General features: G+C 69.1%; 20 protein-coding genes. 9 read left to right on the top strand and 11 right to left on the bottom strand.

The genetic code is table 11. The annotated features are described in order from the left end of the window. Positions 1-29: 29 nt before the first annotated feature. The 5 genes from JNB_RS11835 to JNB_RS11815 are packed head-to-tail and all read right to left on the bottom strand — an operon-like array spanning position 30 to position 4,685. Positions 30-2,258: a cation-translocating P-type ATPase gene (locus JNB_RS11835; protein WP_009776709.1), complete on the bottom strand. Its 2,229-nt coding sequence runs from the start codon at positions 2,256-2,258 to the stop codon at positions 30-32. Next, positions 2,242-3,177: a hypothetical protein gene (locus tag JNB_RS11830; protein ID WP_009776708.1), complete on the bottom strand. Its 936-nt coding sequence runs from the start codon at positions 3,175-3,177 to the stop codon at positions 2,242-2,244. Before JNB_RS11830 ends, JNB_RS11835 begins: the two co-directional genes overlap by 17 nt. After that, a complete protein-coding gene (locus JNB_RS11825) occupies positions 3,174-3,377 on the bottom strand; it encodes a heavy-metal-associated domain-containing protein (protein WP_009776707.1) in 204 nt (67 codons plus the stop codon). The genes JNB_RS11830 and JNB_RS11825 overlap by 4 nt, the downstream gene beginning before the upstream one ends. Before the next feature lie 26 nt (positions 3,378-3,403). Beyond that, positions 3,404-3,712 (bottom strand): metal-sensitive transcriptional regulator, encoded by a 309-nt coding sequence (locus tag JNB_RS11820; RefSeq protein WP_009776706.1) that lies wholly within the window; start codon positions 3,710-3,712, stop codon positions 3,404-3,406. A gap of 52 nt (positions 3,713-3,764) precedes the next feature. After that, positions 3,765-4,685: a pirin family protein gene (locus JNB_RS11815; RefSeq protein ID WP_050766708.1), complete on the bottom strand. Its 921-nt coding sequence runs from the start codon at positions 4,683-4,685 to the stop codon at positions 3,765-3,767. A 10-nt stretch (positions 4,686-4,695) separates the two neighbouring features. Between JNB_RS11815 and JNB_RS11810 the strand changes: the two genes are divergently transcribed. Beyond that, complete coding sequence (locus JNB_RS11810; RefSeq protein ID WP_040884723.1) at positions 4,696-4,995, top strand: GNAT family N-acetyltransferase; 300 nt, start codon at positions 4,696-4,698, stop codon at positions 4,993-4,995. Between the two features lie 11 nt (positions 4,996-5,006). Here the strand turns inward: JNB_RS11810 and JNB_RS11805 are convergent, their stop codons facing one another. Further along, positions 5,007-5,501: a GNAT family N-acetyltransferase gene (locus JNB_RS11805; protein WP_009776703.1), complete on the bottom strand. Its 495-nt coding sequence runs from the start codon at positions 5,499-5,501 to the stop codon at positions 5,007-5,009. Positions 5,502-5,721: 220 nt separating this feature from the next. Between JNB_RS11805 and JNB_RS11800 the strand changes: the two genes are divergently transcribed. Then, positions 5,722-6,933 (top strand): S1 family peptidase, encoded by a 1,212-nt coding sequence (locus JNB_RS11800; protein WP_009776702.1) that lies wholly within the window; start codon positions 5,722-5,724, stop codon positions 6,931-6,933. Between the two features lie 115 nt (positions 6,934-7,048). Then, complete coding sequence (locus JNB_RS11795) at positions 7,049-7,831, top strand: VOC family protein (protein WP_040883746.1); 783 nt, start codon at positions 7,049-7,051, stop codon at positions 7,829-7,831. Between the two features lie 9 nt (positions 7,832-7,840). Here JNB_RS11795 and JNB_RS11790 read toward each other — a convergent pair whose 3' ends face one another. After that, complete coding sequence (locus JNB_RS11790) at positions 7,841-9,553, bottom strand: ABC-F family ATP-binding cassette domain-containing protein (RefSeq protein ID WP_009776699.1); 1,713 nt, start codon at positions 9,551-9,553, stop codon at positions 7,841-7,843. Between the two features lie 159 nt (positions 9,554-9,712). Continuing rightward, entirely contained in the window at positions 9,713-10,588 is an 876-nt protein-coding gene (locus JNB_RS11785) for a helix-turn-helix domain-containing protein (RefSeq protein WP_009776698.1), read from the bottom strand. Between the two features lie 63 nt (positions 10,589-10,651). Here JNB_RS11785 and JNB_RS11780 point away from each other — a divergent pair, with 63 nt between their 5' ends. The 6 genes from JNB_RS11780 to JNB_RS11755 all read left to right on the top strand — a co-directional run bounded on the left by JNB_RS11780 (position 10,652) and on the right by JNB_RS11755 (position 14,510). Then, positions 10,652-11,458, top strand: a complete 807-nt coding sequence (locus tag JNB_RS11780; protein WP_009776697.1) for an MBL fold metallo-hydrolase — start codon at positions 10,652-10,654, stop codon at positions 11,456-11,458. After that, positions 11,449-11,862: a nuclear transport factor 2 family protein gene (locus tag JNB_RS11775; RefSeq protein ID WP_009776696.1), complete on the top strand. Its 414-nt coding sequence runs from the start codon at positions 11,449-11,451 to the stop codon at positions 11,860-11,862. Before JNB_RS11780 ends, JNB_RS11775 begins: the two co-directional genes overlap by 10 nt. Positions 11,863-11,894: 32 nt before the next feature. Beyond that, positions 11,895-12,374, top strand: coding sequence for an SRPBCC family protein (locus JNB_RS11770; protein WP_050766613.1), 480 nt, complete (start codon positions 11,895-11,897; stop codon positions 12,372-12,374). Continuing rightward, positions 12,374-13,570, top strand: coding sequence for an acyl-CoA dehydrogenase family protein (locus tag JNB_RS11765; RefSeq protein WP_009776694.1), 1,197 nt, complete (start codon positions 12,374-12,376; stop codon positions 13,568-13,570). The genes JNB_RS11770 and JNB_RS11765 overlap by 1 nt, the downstream gene beginning before the upstream one ends. Before the next feature lie 71 nt (positions 13,571-13,641). Then, positions 13,642-14,010 carry a tetratricopeptide repeat protein gene (locus JNB_RS11760; protein WP_009776693.1) on the top strand — a complete coding sequence of 123 codons (369 nt, stop codon included), beginning with the start codon at positions 13,642-13,644 and terminating at the stop codon, positions 14,008-14,010. A 197-nt stretch (positions 14,011-14,207) separates the two neighbouring features. Continuing rightward, positions 14,208-14,510, top strand: coding sequence for a hypothetical protein (locus tag JNB_RS11755; protein ID WP_040883745.1), 303 nt, complete (start codon positions 14,208-14,210; stop codon positions 14,508-14,510). Between the two features lie 113 nt (positions 14,511-14,623). Here JNB_RS11755 and JNB_RS11750 read toward each other — a convergent pair whose 3' ends face one another. From JNB_RS11750 to JNB_RS11740, 3 genes are all read right to left on the bottom strand, one after another. After that, complete coding sequence (locus JNB_RS11750; RefSeq protein ID WP_009776691.1) at positions 14,624-15,529, bottom strand: MerR family transcriptional regulator; 906 nt, start codon at positions 15,527-15,529, stop codon at positions 14,624-14,626. Between the two features lie 62 nt (positions 15,530-15,591). Then, positions 15,592-16,191: a methylated-DNA--[protein]-cysteine S-methyltransferase gene (locus tag JNB_RS11745; protein ID WP_050766612.1), complete on the bottom strand. Its 600-nt coding sequence runs from the start codon at positions 16,189-16,191 to the stop codon at positions 15,592-15,594. Continuing rightward, a complete protein-coding gene (locus JNB_RS11740) occupies positions 16,188-16,667 on the bottom strand; it encodes an RNA polymerase sigma factor (protein ID WP_009776689.1) in 480 nt (159 codons plus the stop codon). The genes JNB_RS11745 and JNB_RS11740 overlap by 4 nt, the downstream gene beginning before the upstream one ends. Positions 16,668-16,742: the final 75 nt, after the last annotated feature.

The raw sequence follows: 16,742 nt of genomic DNA, 5'->3' as shown, positions 1-16,742 counted from the left end.
CATGTCCGTGTGGGGCACGAAGACGAACGTCAGGCGTCGGCGCGAAAACCCCTGAGCCGCAGGCTGTTCGTCACGACGAACACCGACGACAGCGCCATGGCCGCCCCGGCGAGCATGGGGTTGAGCAGTCCGGCGGCCGCGAGCGGGATGGCCGCGACGTTGTAGCCGAACGCCCAGAACAGGTTGCCCTTGATCGTCGACAGGGTGCGCCGGGCGAGCCGGATCGCGTCCGGGGCCACCCGCAGGTCGCCGCGCACGAGGGTGAGGTCGCTGGCCTCGATGGCGACATCGGTGCCGGTGCCCATCGCCATGCCGAGGTCCGCCGCGGCGAGTGCGGCCGCGTCGTTGACACCGTCGCCCACCATGGCGACGACCTTGCCCTCTCCCTGGAGGCGCTGGACGACGGCGACCTTGTCGGCGGGCAGGACGTCGGCGATGACGTTGGCCGGGTCGATGCCGACCTCGGCGGCGACTGTGCGGGCGGCCTCGGCGTTGTCTCCGGTGAGCAGGTAGGGCGTGAGCCCGAGGTCCTTGAGTCGCGAGATCGCCTGTGCTGACGTGGCTTTCACCCCATCAAAAACGGTGAGTATGCCGCGTGCCTGCCCGTCCCAGCCGACCACGACCGGCGTCGCGCCGGTGCTTCGGGCCTCGGTCAGCGCGGCCTCGAGCTCCGCCCCGACAACAATCGACCACGTGGTCAGGAACTGTGGGCGGCCGACGACGACGGCGTGACCGTCGACGACTCCCTGAACCCCGAGCCCGTCCTCGCTCGCGAAACCCTCGACGGGCGCGAGTTCGAGGCCCGCATCACCGGCTCCGGTGACGATGGCCCGGGCGATGGGGTGTTCGGAGCCGTGCTCCAACGACGCGGCCAGGCGCAGGACCTCGTCGCGGTCCTCGCCAGGTGCGGCAATGACGTCGCGCAGGGTCATCTGTCCAGTCGTCACGGTGCCGGTCTTGTCAAGGACGATCGTGTCGACCTGACGAGTGGACTCGAGGACCTCGGGGCCCTTGATGAGAATGCCGAGCTGGGCCCCGCGTCCCGTGCCGACCATGAGGGCGGTCGGCGTCGCGAGTCCCAGCGCGCACGGGCAGGCGATGATGAGGACGGAGATCGCGGCAGTGAACGCAGCGGTCCAGCCCGCACCGGTGCCGAGCCAGGAGCCGAGGGTTCCCACCGCCAGGCCGATCACGATCGGGACGAAGATCCCCGAGATGCGGTCGGCGAGCCGTTGCACCTGGGCCTTGCCGTTCTGGGCGTCCTCGACGAGGTGCGCCATCTGGGCGAGCTGGGTGTCGCTACCGACGCGGGTGGCGCGCACGACGATCCGGCCGCCGGAGTTCACGGTGGCGCCGACGACCGAGTCACCGACCGTGACCTCGACCGGAACGGATTCGCCGGTCAGCATCGAGGCGTCGACCGCGGACGAGCCGGAGGTGACGACACCGTCGGTCGCGACCTTCTCGCCGGGGCGGACGACGAACTCGTCCCCCACCGCGAGCTGCTCGACGGGGATGCGGACCTCGGTGCCCTCACGCAGGACGGCGACGTCCTTGGCGCCCATCTCGAGCAGGGCCCTGAGCGCAGCACCGGACTGCCTCTTGGCCCGGGCCTCGGCATAGCGACCGGCCAACAGGAAGGTCGTCACCCCGGCCGCTGCCTCGAGATAGATGTTGCCCGCACCGTCGCTGCGTTCGATGGTGAAGCGGAACGGGTGAGTCATCCCGGGGGTGCCAGCCGTGCCGAGGAAGAGCGCATAGAGCGACCACCCGAACGCGGCGAGGGTTCCGACCGAGATGAGGGTGTCCATCGTCGTCGCACCGTGGCGCAGGTTGACCCAGGCAGCCCGGTGGAACGGCCAGGCGCCCCAGACGACGACGGGCGCCGCCAGGGCCAGCGACGCCCACTGCCAGTAGGTGAACTGGAACGCCGGGACCATCGCCATCGCGATGACCGGAACGGTGAGCACCGTTGAGATGAGCAGCCGGTCGCGCAGGGCCACAGTCGGATCGGTGACGGGACCGTCCACGACAGGTGCGTCGGGAGCGGGAGGCAAGTGGGCGGCATACCCGGCCTGTTCGACCGTCTCGAGCAGGACGTCGGTCGAGACGGTCTCGGGGTACTCGACCTTGGCCTTCTCGGTCGCGTAGTTGACCGTCGCGACGACGCCGTCGAGCTTGTTGAGCTTGCGCTCGATCCGGTTGGCGCACGACGCGCAGGTCATCCCGGTGATGTCGAGCTCAATGCTGGTGGCCATTGGTCCCTCCTGCGGTGACGGTGAAGGCTGCGGTGCGGACGACGCCTTCGTGTTGGAAGTCGAGGAAGAGGCGATAGGTGCCTGCGCTCGGGACGGTCGTGCCGAAGGTGATGTCCGGGCCGGGCTTGGTGGTGCCGTCGCCGGGGTGGCCCTCGGGGTGGACGTGGAGGTAGGCGAGGTCGCCCGTTCGCAACGCCACGAGGTGACCGAACGCGCCGAGGTAGGGGTCGAGGTCGGTGACGGGCTGGCCGCCGCGGCTCACCGAGAGGGTGAGGGCCGAGTCGGCGCCGGGAGCAAGATCGCCCTTGAGCGTCACGGTGTAGCCGTCGACCGTCGCCACGCGGACGTCCTCGGCGGGTGCGGCGACGGGCGCATGGGCGCCGGCGACCGACACATCGGCACCGAGCGTCAGCGGCTCCGCACCCTTGGGGGCGATGTCGGCGAAGACCCGCCACGCGCCGGGCGTCAGCGCGAGCGTCGTGCTCCACGTGCCGTCGGCCGCGCGGGTCGGGTGGACGTGCTGGAAGCCGGAGAAGTCGCGGCGCACCGCGATGAGGTGCAGCTCCTTCTCGTGCTGCGGTGTGTATGCCGTGACCGGCTTGCCGTCCGGACCGTCGACGACGAAGTCGAGCGGGGTCTTCGAACCGGCAGCCAGGTCGGAGTGGTGCAGGCGCAAGGTGTAGCCGTCCTGGGAGACCTGGAGCCCGCCGGGCAGGTGGTCCGAGTGCTCGGACCCCATCGCGTCACCGGGCCCGGTGGGCTCGGTCGACGCGTGGGTGTCGTGACCGGCGCTCGCGGGCTGGGCGTCGACCGGGCCGAAGAGGCGGCCGGCGCCGAGCGTGATGCCAAAGACGGCAGCGAGCGCGGCGATGAAACCGACGACCCTCACGGGCGTGCTGACCTCTCTGAACGCGGTCATGCCAACGTGTAGCCGGCTTCCTCGACGGCGGCGCGCACGGCGTCGTCCTCGAGCGGCGTGGTGCTCGTGATGGTGACGGATCCGGTGGCGAGGTCGATGTCGACGTTCTCGACGCCGGCGATCTCACTGACCTCTTCGGTGACGGAGGCGACGCAGTGGCCGCAGGTCATCCCGGTGACGGTGAAGGTCTGGGTGCTCATGGGAGTGCTCACTTTCTGAAGGAGGATCAGGACTTGACGAGGCGGGCGATGGCTTCGCTGGCTTCCTTGAGCTTGGCGTCGGCCTCGGGCCCGCCCTTGCGCGCTGCGTCGGCGACGCAGTGGTTCATGTGCTCGTCGAGGAGCCCGAGTGCGACGGACTGCAGCGCCTTCGTCATCGCGGAGATCTGGGTGAGGATGTCGATGCAGTACTTCTCCTCATCGACCATCTTCTGGATGCCCCGGGCCTGGCCCTCGATGCGGCGCAACCGCTTGAGGTAGTCGTCCTTGTGCCCGCTCGCGATGTAGGAGTGCTGGTGGATCTCGTGCTCGCTCATGCCTCGATACTATACCCCCCTTGGGTATGTGTCGAGACTGGGTGCAGCAGGCTCAGTGGCGGCCGGCGCGCGTGCGGCTGCGGAGCCGACCACCCGGGAGCTCGGGCGCGGGCAACCAACTCAGCCGGCCGGCATACCCGTCGACCTCACCGAAGCGCTCCGAGCGCGACTGCCACTCATCGCGGAAGGCGACGATCTCGTCGTGGTCGCGCCCGATGAAGTTCCACCACATGACGATCGCCTCGTCATAGGGCGTGCCGCCGAGCAGGATGACGCGCGTCGGTTCGTGCGCCACGACGGTGAGCTCGGTGAGCCCGTCGTCGACGATGCCCAGATCGCCCCGCGCGAGTTCCGTCCCGTTGAACGTCACCTTCCCGGTGTCGACCAACAGGCCGTGCTCGTATGCCGCGTCAGCCGCGATCGTCCACGTCGCACCTTCCGCGAGGGTCACCTCGGCGCCGAGGAGGGGGGTCCGGGTGGTGATGGGTGAGGTCTGACCGGCGAGGGAGCCGATGAAGACGCGGCCAGTGACTCCTTCACCCAGCGGAACGACGGGCGCGGCGTGGTGCTGGAACTCGCGCTCGAGGTCGCGGTCGGCCTCCGGCAGGACGACCCAGAGCTGGACGCCGTGCAGGGCCGTGGTCGAGGGGGTCGACACCTCCGAGTGGGCGATGCCCTTGCCGCTCGTCATGAGGTTGACCTCGCCGGGGCGGACCATGGCGTGCACACCGCCGCTGTCGCGGTGCTCGACCTCGCCCTCGAAGAGCCAGCTCACCGTCTGCAGTCCGGTGTGCGGGTGCGGCGGAACGTCCATGCCGCCGGTCGTCGCAACGTCGTTCGGCCCGTAGTGGTCGACGAAGCACCAGGCCCCGACGAAGGACCGGTCCCGGTGGGGCAGGGTGCGGCGCACGGTCATCGACCGCGGCCCGCCCAAGGGCACCTCGCGCGGGCTCAGAACCTCAACGTGGGTCATGATGAACAGCATGGCTGACAACGCTGAGAACGTCGTCGTGACGAACAACCCCGACCTGCTGCGCTACGAAGCCCGGCTCGGTGACGAGCTCGCGGGCTTCGCGGCCTATCGGCTCGAGGAGGGCCGGATCACCTTCACCCACACGGAGGTGGGGGAGGCCTTCGGTGGCAAGGGTGTCGGTTCGTCCCTGGCTCGTGGCGCCCTGGACGACGTGCGCGCCACGGGTGGGCTCACGGTGCTGCCGCTGTGCCCCTTCATCAAGGGCTGGATCGCCAAGCACGAGGACTACCAGGACCTCGTCGCATCCTGACCGACTGATCCTCAGGAGCGCGGTGGCCCGTCACCGCCGAGTGGCTTCTGGAACCAGGTCACGTCGCGCCACGCGCCGTGCTTCCAGCCGATCTGGCGATAGGTCCCGACCTCTTCGAACCCCATCGCCAGGTGCAGCGCGACGCTCGCGTCGTTGGGCATCGTCACGCCGCCGCACGCCATGCGCAGGCCGAGAGACTCCATCCGATCCAGCAGGGCGGCATACAGGGTCCTTCCGAGTCCACCACCGCGGGCGGGGGCATCGAGATAGACGCTCACCTCGCATGAATACCGGTATGCCGCACGGGCTTTGAACGGTCCGCCGTAGGCATAACCCACGATGGTGCCGCCCCGCTCGGCCACGATCCAGGCGTGCCGCTCCTGGGCTGAGGCGATCCGGGCCGCCATCTCCTCGGCGCTCGGAGCGGCCTCCTCGAAGGTCGCGGTCGACTGCTCGACGTAGTGCCCGTAGATCGCCGCGCACCCCGCAGCATCCAGTGGGGTCATCGCGCAGCGTCGTCTCGGCGGTCATGGACGTCATCATCGCGCGCCCATGTTTCCCGGACATTGCGCACCGGCGTGTCGGCTCTTGACGATGCATGGGCGCCCTTGACCAAGCGTTGGGGCAATGGGAACGGGTCCCTGACCGGGCTCTTGGGCGCGGCTTCCTAGCGTCGAGAGGGTCGGCGGAAACACCGCCCGGCGATCCACGACAGGAGATCCACGCATGTCTCGCAGAAGTCTCACCGTCCTGGCCGGAACCCTCTCGGCCGCTGCAGCAGCAACCGCCCTCTGCGTCGCGCCCGCCGCGAACGCTGCGAACCCTGGCCCGAGCGGCCCGAGCAGCCCGAGCACCGGACCCCTGGCTGTCGACTCCGGTGACTCCGTCGCCGAGATGTCGGCGCAGTGGCTCGCGACGGAGGAGGGCCTGAGCCTCGAGACCGCCCGTGACCGAGTGGCCGCTCAGGAGGGGTTGTCGCGCACGGCGACGTCGCTGGAGACGTCGCTCGGCGCCAAGGCCGTCGGCACGTGGATCGACCAGGCGACGGGCGTGCTCCACGTCAACGTCACCGACGCCGCCGCCGCGTCCACGGTGCGTTCCGCCGGGGCGAGCGCCCGTGTCGTCAGCGCCGACAAGTCCCGGCTCGCCGCCTCCGAGAAGGCCGCCACCACCGTCGCCGGCAAGGACACCATCGCGTCCTACGTCGACCCGGTCACCAACAAGGTCATCCTCACGGTGCCCGCGGATCGCGTCGAGGCGACCCGCGCCAAGATCGCCGACCCGTCCGTCACGGTCGAGGGCACGCAGGCCAAGGTCTCCACCCAGGCCAACGTCTACGGCGGCCAGCAGATCGAGTTCAGCGGCTACGTCTGCTCGCTCGGCTTCAACGCCACCAAGGCCGGCGCCCCGGTCTTCATCACGGCCGGCCACTGCGGCGAGGGCTACCAGACCTTCTCCAAGAACGGCACGACCCTGGGCAAGACACAGGCCTTCTCGTTCCCCGGCAACGACTACGCCTACTCGACCCTCGCGTCGAGCTGGACCGGCATCGGCGCGGTCGACCTGTGGACCGGCTCCGCACGGGCGGTGACGGGGTCGAGCAACGCCGCCGTCGGCACCGCGATCTGCAAGTCCGGCCGCACCACCTACTGGACCTGCGGCTCGGTCCAGGCCAAGAACGTCACCGTGAACTACGACAACGGTGACGGCACGACGAGCTCGGTCTCGGGCCTCACGAAGTCCAACACCTGCACCGAGGGCGGCGACTCCGGCGGCTCCTGGATGGCGGGCAACCTTGCCCAGGGCGTGACGAGCGGCGGCGCGGGCTACGGCTCCAGCGGAGTGTGCGGCGAGAAGGTCGGCCAGCCCAACATCGCCTACTTCCAGCCGGTCGGCGAGATCCTCTCCGCCTACGGCCTCACCCTCAAGACGGCCTGACGCTTCGCGCCACGCCTGACAACCCACGACGGCGTATGCCGTGTCGTCCCCCTTCCGGGACCACACGGCATACGCCGTCTGGCGTGTTCAACGACGGGAGGCCTAGCCTCAGCGCATGGCGACGCACTCCGAGAGGTGGCCGGCGGGGAGCCCCTGTTGGGTCGAGATCATGGTGAGCGACCTCGCCCGCAGCCAGTGGTTCTATCGCGTCGTGCTCGGGTGGGAGTTCGAGGACAGCGGTGAGGAGTACGGCCACTACAACAACGCGCTCGTGGGTGGCCGACGAGTCGCGGGCATGTCTCCGCCGATGGAGGGCGACGACGAGTGGCCGACCGTGTGGACGACCTATCTCGCCACGGATGACGTCGACGCGACGGCGCGGGCGGCTGCGGCGGCTGGTGCCGAAGCCCTCATGGAGCCCGTGGACATCGGGGCGTTCGCGCGGATGGGGTTGTGGGTGGACCCGGGTGGCGTTGCGTTCGGGGCGTGGGAGGCGCGCGAGCACACGGGCTACGAGGTGCACAACGAGCATGGTGCCGTCGGCTGGGTGGACCTGGCGTCGGCACGACTCGAGGCGTCAAAGACGTTCTACGGCACCGTTTTTGGCTTCACCTATGACGACATGTCGATGAGCGGCATCAGCTATGCGACGTTCACGCCGGCGGGTGGCGAGTGGCCAGCGGGTGGCATGGGCGACCAGTCGACCGAGGATGTGTTGGGTCCGCGGTGGTGTGTGACGTTCGAGGTGGATGACGTCGATGCCGCGCGGCAGCGGGTTCTCGACGCTGGCGGCTCGGCAGCCGAGGACCCGTGGGAGTTCGAGTTCGGCCGCATCGTCACGGTCAAGGGGCCGGACGGCGAGGAGTTCTCGCTCATGACCTCGAAGACCGCGGACTGATCCTCGCGGTCAGCGGGAGCGGCTGACTCTCGCCTCGTCCCACACCGGCCCGGGAGTCTCGACGACCCGACCGTCGCTGCCGAAGACGAGGAACCGGTCGAAGGTGCGCGCGAACCACCGGTCGTGGGTCACGGCGAGGACCGTCCCCTCGAAGGCCGTGAGGGCCTGCTCCAGCGCCTCGGCCGAGTGGAGGTCGAGGTTGTCGGTGGGCTCGTCGAGGAGCAGCAGGGTCGCGCCGCTCAGCTCGAGCAGCAGGATCTGGAACCGCGCCTGCTGCCCGCCGGAGAGCGTGTCGAACGTCTGCTCGCCCTGGTGCGCGAGCTCGTAGCGGTCGAGGACGCGCGACGCCTCCTCGCGACCGCGGCCGGTGCGGTGCTCGTCGCCGCGGTGCAGGATCTCGAGGAGGGTGCGCCCGCGCAGCTGCGGCGAGTCGTGGGTCTGGGCGAACCAGCCCGGCCGGACGCGGGACCCCAGGCGCGCCGTTCCGCTGTGCCGCACGTGTTCGATGGCAACGTCGCCGACCGGCTGGTGTTCGACGTCGGGGTCGCTCCCACCCGCGGCGAGCAGTCGCAGGAAGTGCGACTTGCCCGACCCGTTGGAGCCGAGCACGGCCACGCGCTCGCCGAACCAGACCTCGAGGTCGAACGGCTTCATGAGGTCGTCGGCGCCGCTCTCGGGATCAGGCGCCAGGAGCTCCACTCCCGTGCACACCACTGCCCGTTTGGCCGTGCGTCCACCCGTGAGTCGCATCGTGACGTTCTGCGCGATGGCGACCTTCTCGGGTGGGCCCGCCTTGACGAACTTCGCGAGGCGGGTCTCGGCGGCGTGGAGGCGCGAGGCGAGGCCGTCGTTGAAGGCGGCCTTGGTGCGATACATGAGGACGAGGGCCTTGAGCTTGGTGTGCTCCTCGTCCCAGCGCCGCCGCATCTCGTCGAGACGGTCGTTGCGGTCGATCCGGGCCTGGTGCCACGTCGCGAACGAGCCCGGGTGGATCCACGCGGTGGCCCCGTTGGCGCCGGGCTCCAGGGTGACGACGGCGGTGGCAACCCGCGACAAGAGCTCGCGGTCGTGGCTGATGAAGAGCACCGTCTTGTCGCTCGCGATGAGTCGGTCCTCGAGCCAGCGCTTCGACGGCACGTCGAGGTAGTTGTCCGGCTCGTCCAGGAGCAGCAGGTCCGCCGGGCCGTTGAGCAGGGCCTCGAGCACGACGCGCTTCTGTTCGCCTCCCGACAGGGAGGTGACGGCACGCCACTGAGCCTGCTCGAACGGCATACCCAAGGCTTGGGTCGTGACCGTGTCCCAGACCGTCGTCTCGTAGTCGTAGCCACCGGCGTCACCCCAGTCGGCGAGCGCCTGGGCATAGGCCATCTGCGAGGGCTCGTCGTCGATCTCCATGATGAGCAGCTCGGTGGCGTCGACGGCCAGGGCGGCCTTGCGGATGCGCTCTGGCGCAACGGAGATCAGCAGGTCGCGCACCGTCGAGTCGTCACGGACCTTGCCGACGAACTGGTTCATCACGGCGAGGGTCCCGGACGTCGTGACGGCGCCTTCGTGGGCGGTGAGGTCACCCGAGATGATGCGGGTCAGGGTCGTCTTGCCCGTGCCGTTGGGGCCAATGAGGGCCACGCGCTGCCCCTCACCCACGCGGAACTGGACGCCGTCGAGCAGGGGGCGTCCGTCGGGGAGGGTGAATCCGACCTGGTTGACCTCAAGATGTGCCACGAGAGTCGAGTCTCCCTTCCGGTATGCCGTCCGACCAACTGAGTTTGCCCGTCACCCCCGCGTCGTAGGTTGCGGAGCATGGGGAACGACGCGAGTGGTCAGCGGTTCATCACCGGGCGCATGGCTGTTGGCTGACCCTCCGACGAGGTCTGGGCCTGCTCACGCGAGCCGGCTCTGGGTGCGGAAGGCCCCCGGCGTCAATTGGGTCTGTCGGCGGAAGTAGGACGAGAAGTTGGACGCGTCGTCGAAGCCGAGGTCCTCAGCGATGTCGGCGATCGAGGCGTCGACGTGGCTGAGCTGTCGTTTGGCCTCGAGGAGGATGCGCTCGTCGATGAGCTCCTTCGCCGACATTCCGGTGTGACGGCGAGCGAGGCGGTTGAGCGTGCGAGCGGAGTAGCCCAGTCGGTCCGCGTAGTCGCCGACCTTGTGCCACCGTCGGTAGTGCTCCTCGAGGTGGTCCCTGAACCAGATGTAGACCTCAGGCTTCGCTCCTTGGGGGTGCGGACCGCCGTCTGTTCGGCTCAGTGACAGGTGCACGAGGAGCGCAGCCAAGGAGTGGCTGAGGGCGGCCTGGTGCAGGGCGTCGCGACCGGCCTGCCGAGGCTCGGCGCCCGTCGCGACCAGCAGGCCCAGGGCCTGCGGGACCGGCGTGTTCGCGAGGTCAGTTGCCGACCAGTGGCTCCGCGGGCTGGTGGGGTAGGACCTGAGGAGGTCGCTCGTGCGTTCGTCGAGGGTGTGCGGTCCGAACATGGCGACGTTGCCTTCGAGGGCCTCGATCGCGCCCCAGTGGTGGACCTGGCCCGCTCTCACCCAGAGCACGTCACCCGGGCCCAGGGCGTGGTCGTTGAAGTCGACGATGTGTCGCGCGGAACCCTGCTCGACGTGCACGAGCAGGTCGAAGTCCAGGCGCTGGGTCGTGAGGAACTCGTGGGGGCCGCCGCGGTCGCGAATCCCCTTGAGGGTGTTGACCTCGATGTCACCGGTGCTCGTACTGGGTGGGATGAAGCGCACTCGACGGATCGGTTGCTGTCCCATTTTCACCATTCACCTACTCGTGGACACCGTGATTCTTGGCAGCAGCGATCCTACGGTTACCTCATGAGCAATCTTGAGTACATCGTCATCGACGCGGCGGACACGTCGCTCAACAAGACCAGCGTGCTGGTCACCGGAGAGACCGAGGCGCTCGTGGTCGACGCGGCCTTCACCCGTGCCGACGGCCACCGGATCGTCGCCGCAGTCCTCGACTCCGGCAAGCGACTCACCACGGTCGTCGTCACAGCGGGAGACCCGGACTTCTACTTCGGCGCTGAAGTCATCGCCGACGCCTTCCCCGAGGCGACCTTCCTGGCTCCCGCTGATGTCATCGAGCACATCGCCCACAGCTACGAGGGCAAGCTGCAGGCGTGGGCGCACCTTGGCCCGAACCTGCCGACCCGCCTCGTCGAGCTGACCCCGCTGACCGCGACCTCGCTCCTGGTGGATGGCACTGGGATCGAGGTGCGCAAGGGCAGTGAGCTCCTCGGCGACCGGTCGTGGCACCTGTTCGAGCCCGAGACCCGCTCGCTCATCGGCGGAGTGCTGCTGTTCGAAGGTCTGCACGTGTGGACGGCGGACAGTGCCACCCCGGAGCTTCGGGCCGAGTGGATCCGCGTCCTGGACGACCTGGAGGCGCTGAACCCGACCTTTGTCGTCGCCGGTCACCGGACCGCGGGAGCTCCGACGGATCTCACGGCCATCACGCACACCCGCGAATATCTCCAGACCTTCGAGAAGACCATCTCCGCTTCATCCGACGCTGCCGGGGCTGAGGCCTCCCTGCTGGCTGCCTATCCCGAGGCGGGGCTGAAGATCGCTGCCGGTCTCGGGACCAAGGTCGCCAAGGGGGAGATGACATGGGGCTGAACGCCGAGTCCAGCCCGGCCGAGGTCGTGCGCCGCCAGTACCTCGCCTCGGCGGCGGGGGACCTGAAGGCCCTGCGCGCGACGATGGCTCCGGATGTCGAGTGGACCGAGATGGCGGGCTTCCCGCTCGCCGGGACGTACCGGACGCCAGAGGGCGTCACGGGCAACGTCATGGAGAAGCTCGGCGCGGAGTGGGACGGTTGGGCCGCCCACGATGACACCTATGTGGTGGACGGCGAGAACGTCGTCGTCCTGGCCCGATACACGGCTCGCCACCGGGGGACCGGCAAGGACCTGGCCGTTCGGGTCGCGCACCACTTCATCGTTCGAGGTGGGTTGATCGTGCGGTTCGAGCAGTTCGTCGACACGGCCCTCGTCCGCGACGCAGCCCATTCAGTCGACTGAGCCCTCAGGTGTCAGCCGAGTAGGTTTGGGGCATGGCCAACCCCTCGCGAATGAAGCCCACGCTCGAGGAGCAGATCGAGATCGCCGCCACGCCGGAGCGCGTCTGGTCGATCCTCGCCGACCCGGCAGCGATGGTGCGGCACAGTCCTATGGTCATGGCGGCATACGTGCGCTCCCGTCCGGTGGGGCTCGGGACGCGCGCCTACAACCTCAACCGCAAAGGGCTCCTGGTGTGGCCGATGCGGACCAAGGTCATTGAGTACGACGAGCCCCGTCGCTATGCGTTCGTGGCCAAGGACAACAAGTCGGTGTGGTCGTTCACCCTCGAGCCGATCGAGATCGGGACGCGGGTGACCCAGCGGCGCGAGACGCCCACGGGGGTCTCCGAGATGTCGGCCAAGTTCGGCACCCTCTTCCCCGGTGGTCACGACGGGCTCGAGGTCGACCTCAACACCGGCATGCGCAGCACTCTCGAGAGCATCAAGCGCGAGGCCGAAGGGCGGGCTGCCTGATGGCTGCGTCGCCCCAGTCGCCCCAGTCGCCGATGGACCTCTTCGGCATCGACGCCCTGATCAGCGCCGAGGATCGCGACATGCGCGACACGGTGCGCTCGTTCCTGGCAACGGAGGTTCGGCCGCACGTGTCCGGCTGGTTCGAGTCGGCCTCGGTGCCGGTGCGCGAGCTCGCCCCCCGACTCGGTGAGCTGGGACTGCTCGGGATGCACCTCGAGGGCTACGGCTGCGCTGGGACGAGCGCCACGGCATACGGACTGGCTTGTGCCGAGCTGGAAGCGGTCGACTCGGGTGTGCGTTCGCTCGTCTCCGTCCAGGGGTCGCTCGCGATGTTTGCCATCTGGCAGTTCGGCAGCGAGGAGCAGAAGCAGGAGTGGCTCCCGCGCATGGCGGCCGGTGAGGCGATCGGGTGCTTCGGACTGACCGAGCCGGACTTCGGGTCCAACCCTGCGGGGATGCGTACGCGCGCGCGACGCGACGGCGAAGACTGGGTGCTCGACGGCTCGAAGATGTGGATCACCAACGGGTCGGTCGCCGATGTCGCGGTCGTGTGGGCTCGGACCGACGCCGGCGATGGCGAGACGATCCGTGGGTTCGTCGTGCCGACGTCGACACCTGGGTTCTCGGCTCCGGAGATCACCGGCAAGCTGTCGCTGCGCGCGTCGGTCACGGCCGAGCTGGTCCTGGAGGGTGTGCGGCTGCCGGCGTCGGCGATGCTGCCCGAGGCTCGCGGGCTGTCGGGGCCATTGTCGTGCCTGTCGGAGGCGCGCTTCGGGATCATCTTCGGGGCGCTCGGTGCCGCGCGTGATGCGCTCGAGACGACGATCGCCTACACGCTCGACCGCGACATGTTCGACAAGAAGCTCGCGGGCTACCAGATCACCCAGACCAAGCTCGCCGACATGACGCTCGAACTGGGCAAGGGCATGTTGCTCGCGCTCCACCTGGGCGGGCTCAAGGACGCCGGGACCCTGCGGCCCGAGCAGGTCTCGCTGGGCAAGCTCAACTCGTGCCGTGAGGCGATCAAGATCGCGCGGGAGTGCCGAACCCTGTTGGGCGCCAACGGAATCAGTGGCGAGTACTCACCGATGCGGCACGCCAACAACCTCGAGTCGGTCCTCACCTATGAGGGCACGTCCGAGGTCCACCAGCTCGTCATCGGCCAGGCCCTCACCGGGCTTCCGGCCTTCCGTTGATTCATCAGGCTAGGGCTGTCTAGGTTCAGACGTAGACGACGCTAGCGGCATACATCGAAGGAGAGCACAGCATGAGTGACGACTCGTTCGCGGAGGAGTACGAAGCGGCGCGTGACCGCTTCACGGCGGGGGAGTATGCCGCCGCCGCACCACTGTTTGCCGACCTCGTGGACCGCAGTGTCATGGAGCCGCCGTTGCACGGCACGAGCGAGCTGCGGCTCTATCTCGCGCGCTCCTACTACCACTCGGCCCAGCTCTCGCGCTCGGAGGAAATCCTGCGCGCGATGCTCGTTGACAACCCGGATGACCACTACGCGCTGCTCCTGCTCGGCCGGACCCTGCAGCGCCAGTCGCGTCACGACGAGGCCAAGCCACACCTCGCGATGGCCAAGCTGCTCGGCGGCTACGACATCGAGGGTCCCGAGCTCCCCGAATCCTGACCGGCAGTCCCGAGACGACCAGCACTGGACGAGGCGACCGCGCAGAGGTGGTCGCGTCGCCAAGAACTGGTCCTGCCGAGGGGTGTGTCGGTAGAGAGTGAACAACCTTGTACAAACCCTTGACAGGCCGCTCGCTCTGGAGCCATCTTGTCGGCAAGGCTTCTGACCCGAGAGGCCACTGAGATCAAGGAGTGCTCATGATCAAGGTCGTCACCACCGCCGCAGCGATAGCTCTCGCCGCAACGGTCGCTTCTGCGCCCGCCGCCATCGCCGCCCCGGACACCGCGTGCCAACGCGCTGGCATCGAGACGCTCAAGTCTCTCGGCCTGTTCTCGACCGTGGCCCGTGACGGACTGCCCATCAGCCTGGCCGTCGGCGCAGGCGTCACCCCGCGCGCCACCACTGACGTTGCCTCCCTGCCGGACCCGCTTCCCCTGAGCGTCGTCCTTGCCGACCACCGTGCGGGCGACGAGAGCCTGTTCATCTACCCCTGGTGCTGAGGCGGAGTCACCGCGCCGAGCACCCCACCCAGAACGAACATTGCCGCGACGGCACCCGCCTCACCCGCCCCCCCCTTTGACCGGTGGGGCGGGTGCTGTCCTGTCCGGTCGAGTCAGCGACCCGGCTTGTGGCGTTGGGCTCGCACCAGGGCGTCCCGAAGCAGCGCAACACCGGTCGCGAGATCGTGCCCGAGCTGCAGTGCCCCTGTGACCTCGTCCTGGTGACGGCCACCGATCGCCACCACCACTCCGGACGCGCTGCGAGCGAGCCGGTCAACGACCTCCTGCGCCGAGACGACGTCGGCGGGACGTGGCACGGACAGCACGGCGCCGCCTGCCTCACGGCCCGACACGGCCGCCTCCCAGTCCTGCGATGGCAGGTCGGCACCCAGATAGACCGTCGTGAGGCCGGCCTGCCGCGCGGCCACACTGAAGGCGAGCAGGCCGAGCTCGTGCCGTGACCCCGGCGGCAGGCCGAGCACGACCACCGGTCCGGTCGTGGTTCGCGGTGCGGCTTCGTAGAGGCCCGCGAGCTGACGCTGCACCGCGTAGCTGATCAGGTGCTCGCCTGCGGCACTGAGTCGCCCCTCCGCCCACGCCCCGCCCACGGCCGCAAGGGTCGGCATGAGCCAGTGACTGGCCGCCTCGGCGAACTCGGCCCTCCCGAGCGACCCGGCAACGATGGCGCTCACGGCGGGACCATCGAGGCCCTGCGCGGCGGCGAGCAGCTCCTCCAACCCAGCTGGCGACTCGACATCGCCAGACTGGTGCGCACCCCCGATCGCTGAGCGCCGATCTCCCTCGGTGCGCGCCAAGGTCTCTGTCGCCGCCTCGCTCGCAGTCCAACCGTCATGGACGAGGGAGGCCATGATGGCCAGTGCCCTGACGTCAGCGTCGGAGTAGAGGCGATAGCGCCCATCCGACCGAGCCGGAGCCACCACGCCGTAGCGACGCTCCCACGCTCGCAGGGTCGACAGACCGAGACCTGTCAGCTCTGCGACCCGCTTGATCGTGTACATGGTCTGTACAGCGTAGGTCTTCGGCGCCGCCTGCGAGGGTGACGCGGACGTGCCCCCGGTCCTCAGCGCCCCGCGTGACCGGCCTCGAGCGTGAGGAGGTACTCCTTCGCAGCCGGCCCACCGGCATACCCGCCGACGTTGCGGAGCCTGCCCGCCACGGAACCGCCCGCGGGCAGCACGCGGTGACACGGCACGAAGACGCACAGCGGGTTGGCGCCCAACGCCGTCCCCACGGCACGCGACGCCCGAGGCCGGTCGATCGCCGCAGCCAACGCGCCGTAGGTCGTGGACGAGCCGTAGCCCACCGAGACCGCCAGCCCCGTCAGGACCGAGCGCTGGAACTCGCTCGCCAGCGCCAGGTCCACCGGCACGGAGAACCGGGTCACCCTTCCTTCGAGGTATGCCGCGAGCTCCCGTCGCGCTGTATCGAGCGGCTTCGTCTGCCGCAGGACCCGGGGCGAGACACCGTCGGAAAGGCGCTGGAGCCAGACCTCCTCGTCGACATCGGTGGCGATGTAGGCGGAGGTGACCAGCCGACCATCGGAACGCACCGCCAACAGGAGGCGACCGACAGCGGTGTCCTCGACGGCATACGAGATGTCCGTCTCCGGGAGCACGGGCGGCCGCACGTCAGGGGTGAAGGAATCAAAAGCAGTGGTCATCGGAGCTCCTCAAGGTCGAGGCGGAGGGTGGCCAACGCGTCAGAGACGAGTCGGCGGCTCATCGCAGGGGTGGTGCCGAGCGCCGCAGCGACGGCGCGGTGGTCGAGGTCGGCGACGTACTTGAGGACGACCGCCTCCCTTTGCCGTTCGGGCAAGGCAGCCACCCGCGCCCACAAGCCGTCGTCGGGAACAGACGGACCGTCGACCACGGGTGCCGCCGCCAGGACCGCGGGGTCCTCATGGGCCACCGTCCGCCGACCGGCCCGGTGCGCATCCATCGCGCACCGATGCGTGATCGTCAGCAGCCACCCGCGCAGGTTGCGCGTCGAGGTCACCCGCGGATAGGCCGCGAGTGCCTGGGTCCACGCCTGTTGCGCGACGTCGTCACCGAGGTTTGGTCCGGCGAGGGCGTGCGCGAGTCGGCCGACATCGCGCCAGTGCGCGTCGACGAGGCTCTGGAAGGGCGGAAGGCTCACGATCCTTCAACGGTATGCCGTGTCGTTGTGTGAGTTCGTTGTGTGAGTCGCTCCGCTCGCCGGGCGTCGTGCACT

The organism is Janibacter sp. HTCC2649 (genome assembly GCF_000152705.1).
Classification (GTDB): domain Bacteria; phylum Actinomycetota; class Actinomycetes; order Actinomycetales; family Dermatophilaceae; genus Knoellia.
This window is presented reverse-complemented; position numbering and strand designations above follow the sequence as displayed.

What these genes read in the sequence shown, in the direction of transcription:
- JNB_RS11780 (WP_009776697.1), top strand. Translation starts at nt 10,652, where the DNA reads ATGAGCAATCTTGAGTACATCGTCATCGACGCGGCGGACACGTCGCTC.
- JNB_RS11760 (WP_009776693.1), top strand. Translation starts at nt 13,642, where the DNA reads ATGAGTGACGACTCGTTCGCGGAGGAGTACGAAGCGGCGCGTGACCGC.
- JNB_RS11745 (WP_050766612.1), bottom strand. Translation starts at nt 16,191, where the DNA reads ATGACCACTGCTTTTGATTCCTTCACCCCTGACGTGCGGCCGCCCGTG.
- JNB_RS11825 (WP_009776707.1), bottom strand. Translation starts at nt 3,377, where the DNA reads ATGAGCACCCAGACCTTCACCGTCACCGGGATGACCTGCGGCCACTGC.
- JNB_RS11810 (WP_040884723.1), top strand. Translation starts at nt 4,696, where the DNA reads ATGGCTGACAACGCTGAGAACGTCGTCGTGACGAACAACCCCGACCTG.
- JNB_RS11830 (WP_009776708.1), bottom strand. Translation starts at nt 3,177, where the DNA reads ATGACCGCGTTCAGAGAGGTCAGCACGCCCGTGAGGGTCGTCGGTTTC.
- JNB_RS11755 (WP_040883745.1), top strand. Translation starts at nt 14,208, where the DNA reads ATGATCAAGGTCGTCACCACCGCCGCAGCGATAGCTCTCGCCGCAACG.
- JNB_RS11775 (WP_009776696.1), top strand. Translation starts at nt 11,449, where the DNA reads ATGGGGCTGAACGCCGAGTCCAGCCCGGCCGAGGTCGTGCGCCGCCAG.
- JNB_RS11770 (WP_050766613.1), top strand. Translation starts at nt 11,895, where the DNA reads ATGGCCAACCCCTCGCGAATGAAGCCCACGCTCGAGGAGCAGATCGAG.
- JNB_RS11815 (WP_050766708.1), bottom strand. Translation starts at nt 4,685, where the DNA reads ATGACCCACGTTGAGGTTCTGAGCCCGCGCGAGGTGCCCTTGGGCGGG.
- JNB_RS11835 (WP_009776709.1), bottom strand. Translation starts at nt 2,258, where the DNA reads ATGGCCACCAGCATTGAGCTCGACATCACCGGGATGACCTGCGCGTCG.
- JNB_RS11785 (WP_009776698.1), bottom strand. Translation starts at nt 10,588, where the DNA reads ATGGGACAGCAACCGATCCGTCGAGTGCGCTTCATCCCACCCAGTACG.
- JNB_RS11820 (WP_009776706.1), bottom strand. Translation starts at nt 3,712, where the DNA reads ATGAGCGAGCACGAGATCCACCAGCACTCCTACATCGCGAGCGGGCAC.
- JNB_RS11750 (WP_009776691.1), bottom strand. Translation starts at nt 15,529, where the DNA reads ATGTACACGATCAAGCGGGTCGCAGAGCTGACAGGTCTCGGTCTGTCG.
- JNB_RS11800 (WP_009776702.1), top strand. Translation starts at nt 5,722, where the DNA reads ATGTCTCGCAGAAGTCTCACCGTCCTGGCCGGAACCCTCTCGGCCGCT.
- JNB_RS11795 (WP_040883746.1), top strand. Translation starts at nt 7,049, where the DNA reads ATGGCGACGCACTCCGAGAGGTGGCCGGCGGGGAGCCCCTGTTGGGTC.
- JNB_RS11805 (WP_009776703.1), bottom strand. Translation starts at nt 5,501, where the DNA reads ATGACCCCACTGGATGCTGCGGGGTGCGCGGCGATCTACGGGCACTAC.
- JNB_RS11765 (WP_009776694.1), top strand. Translation starts at nt 12,374, where the DNA reads ATGGCTGCGTCGCCCCAGTCGCCCCAGTCGCCGATGGACCTCTTCGGC.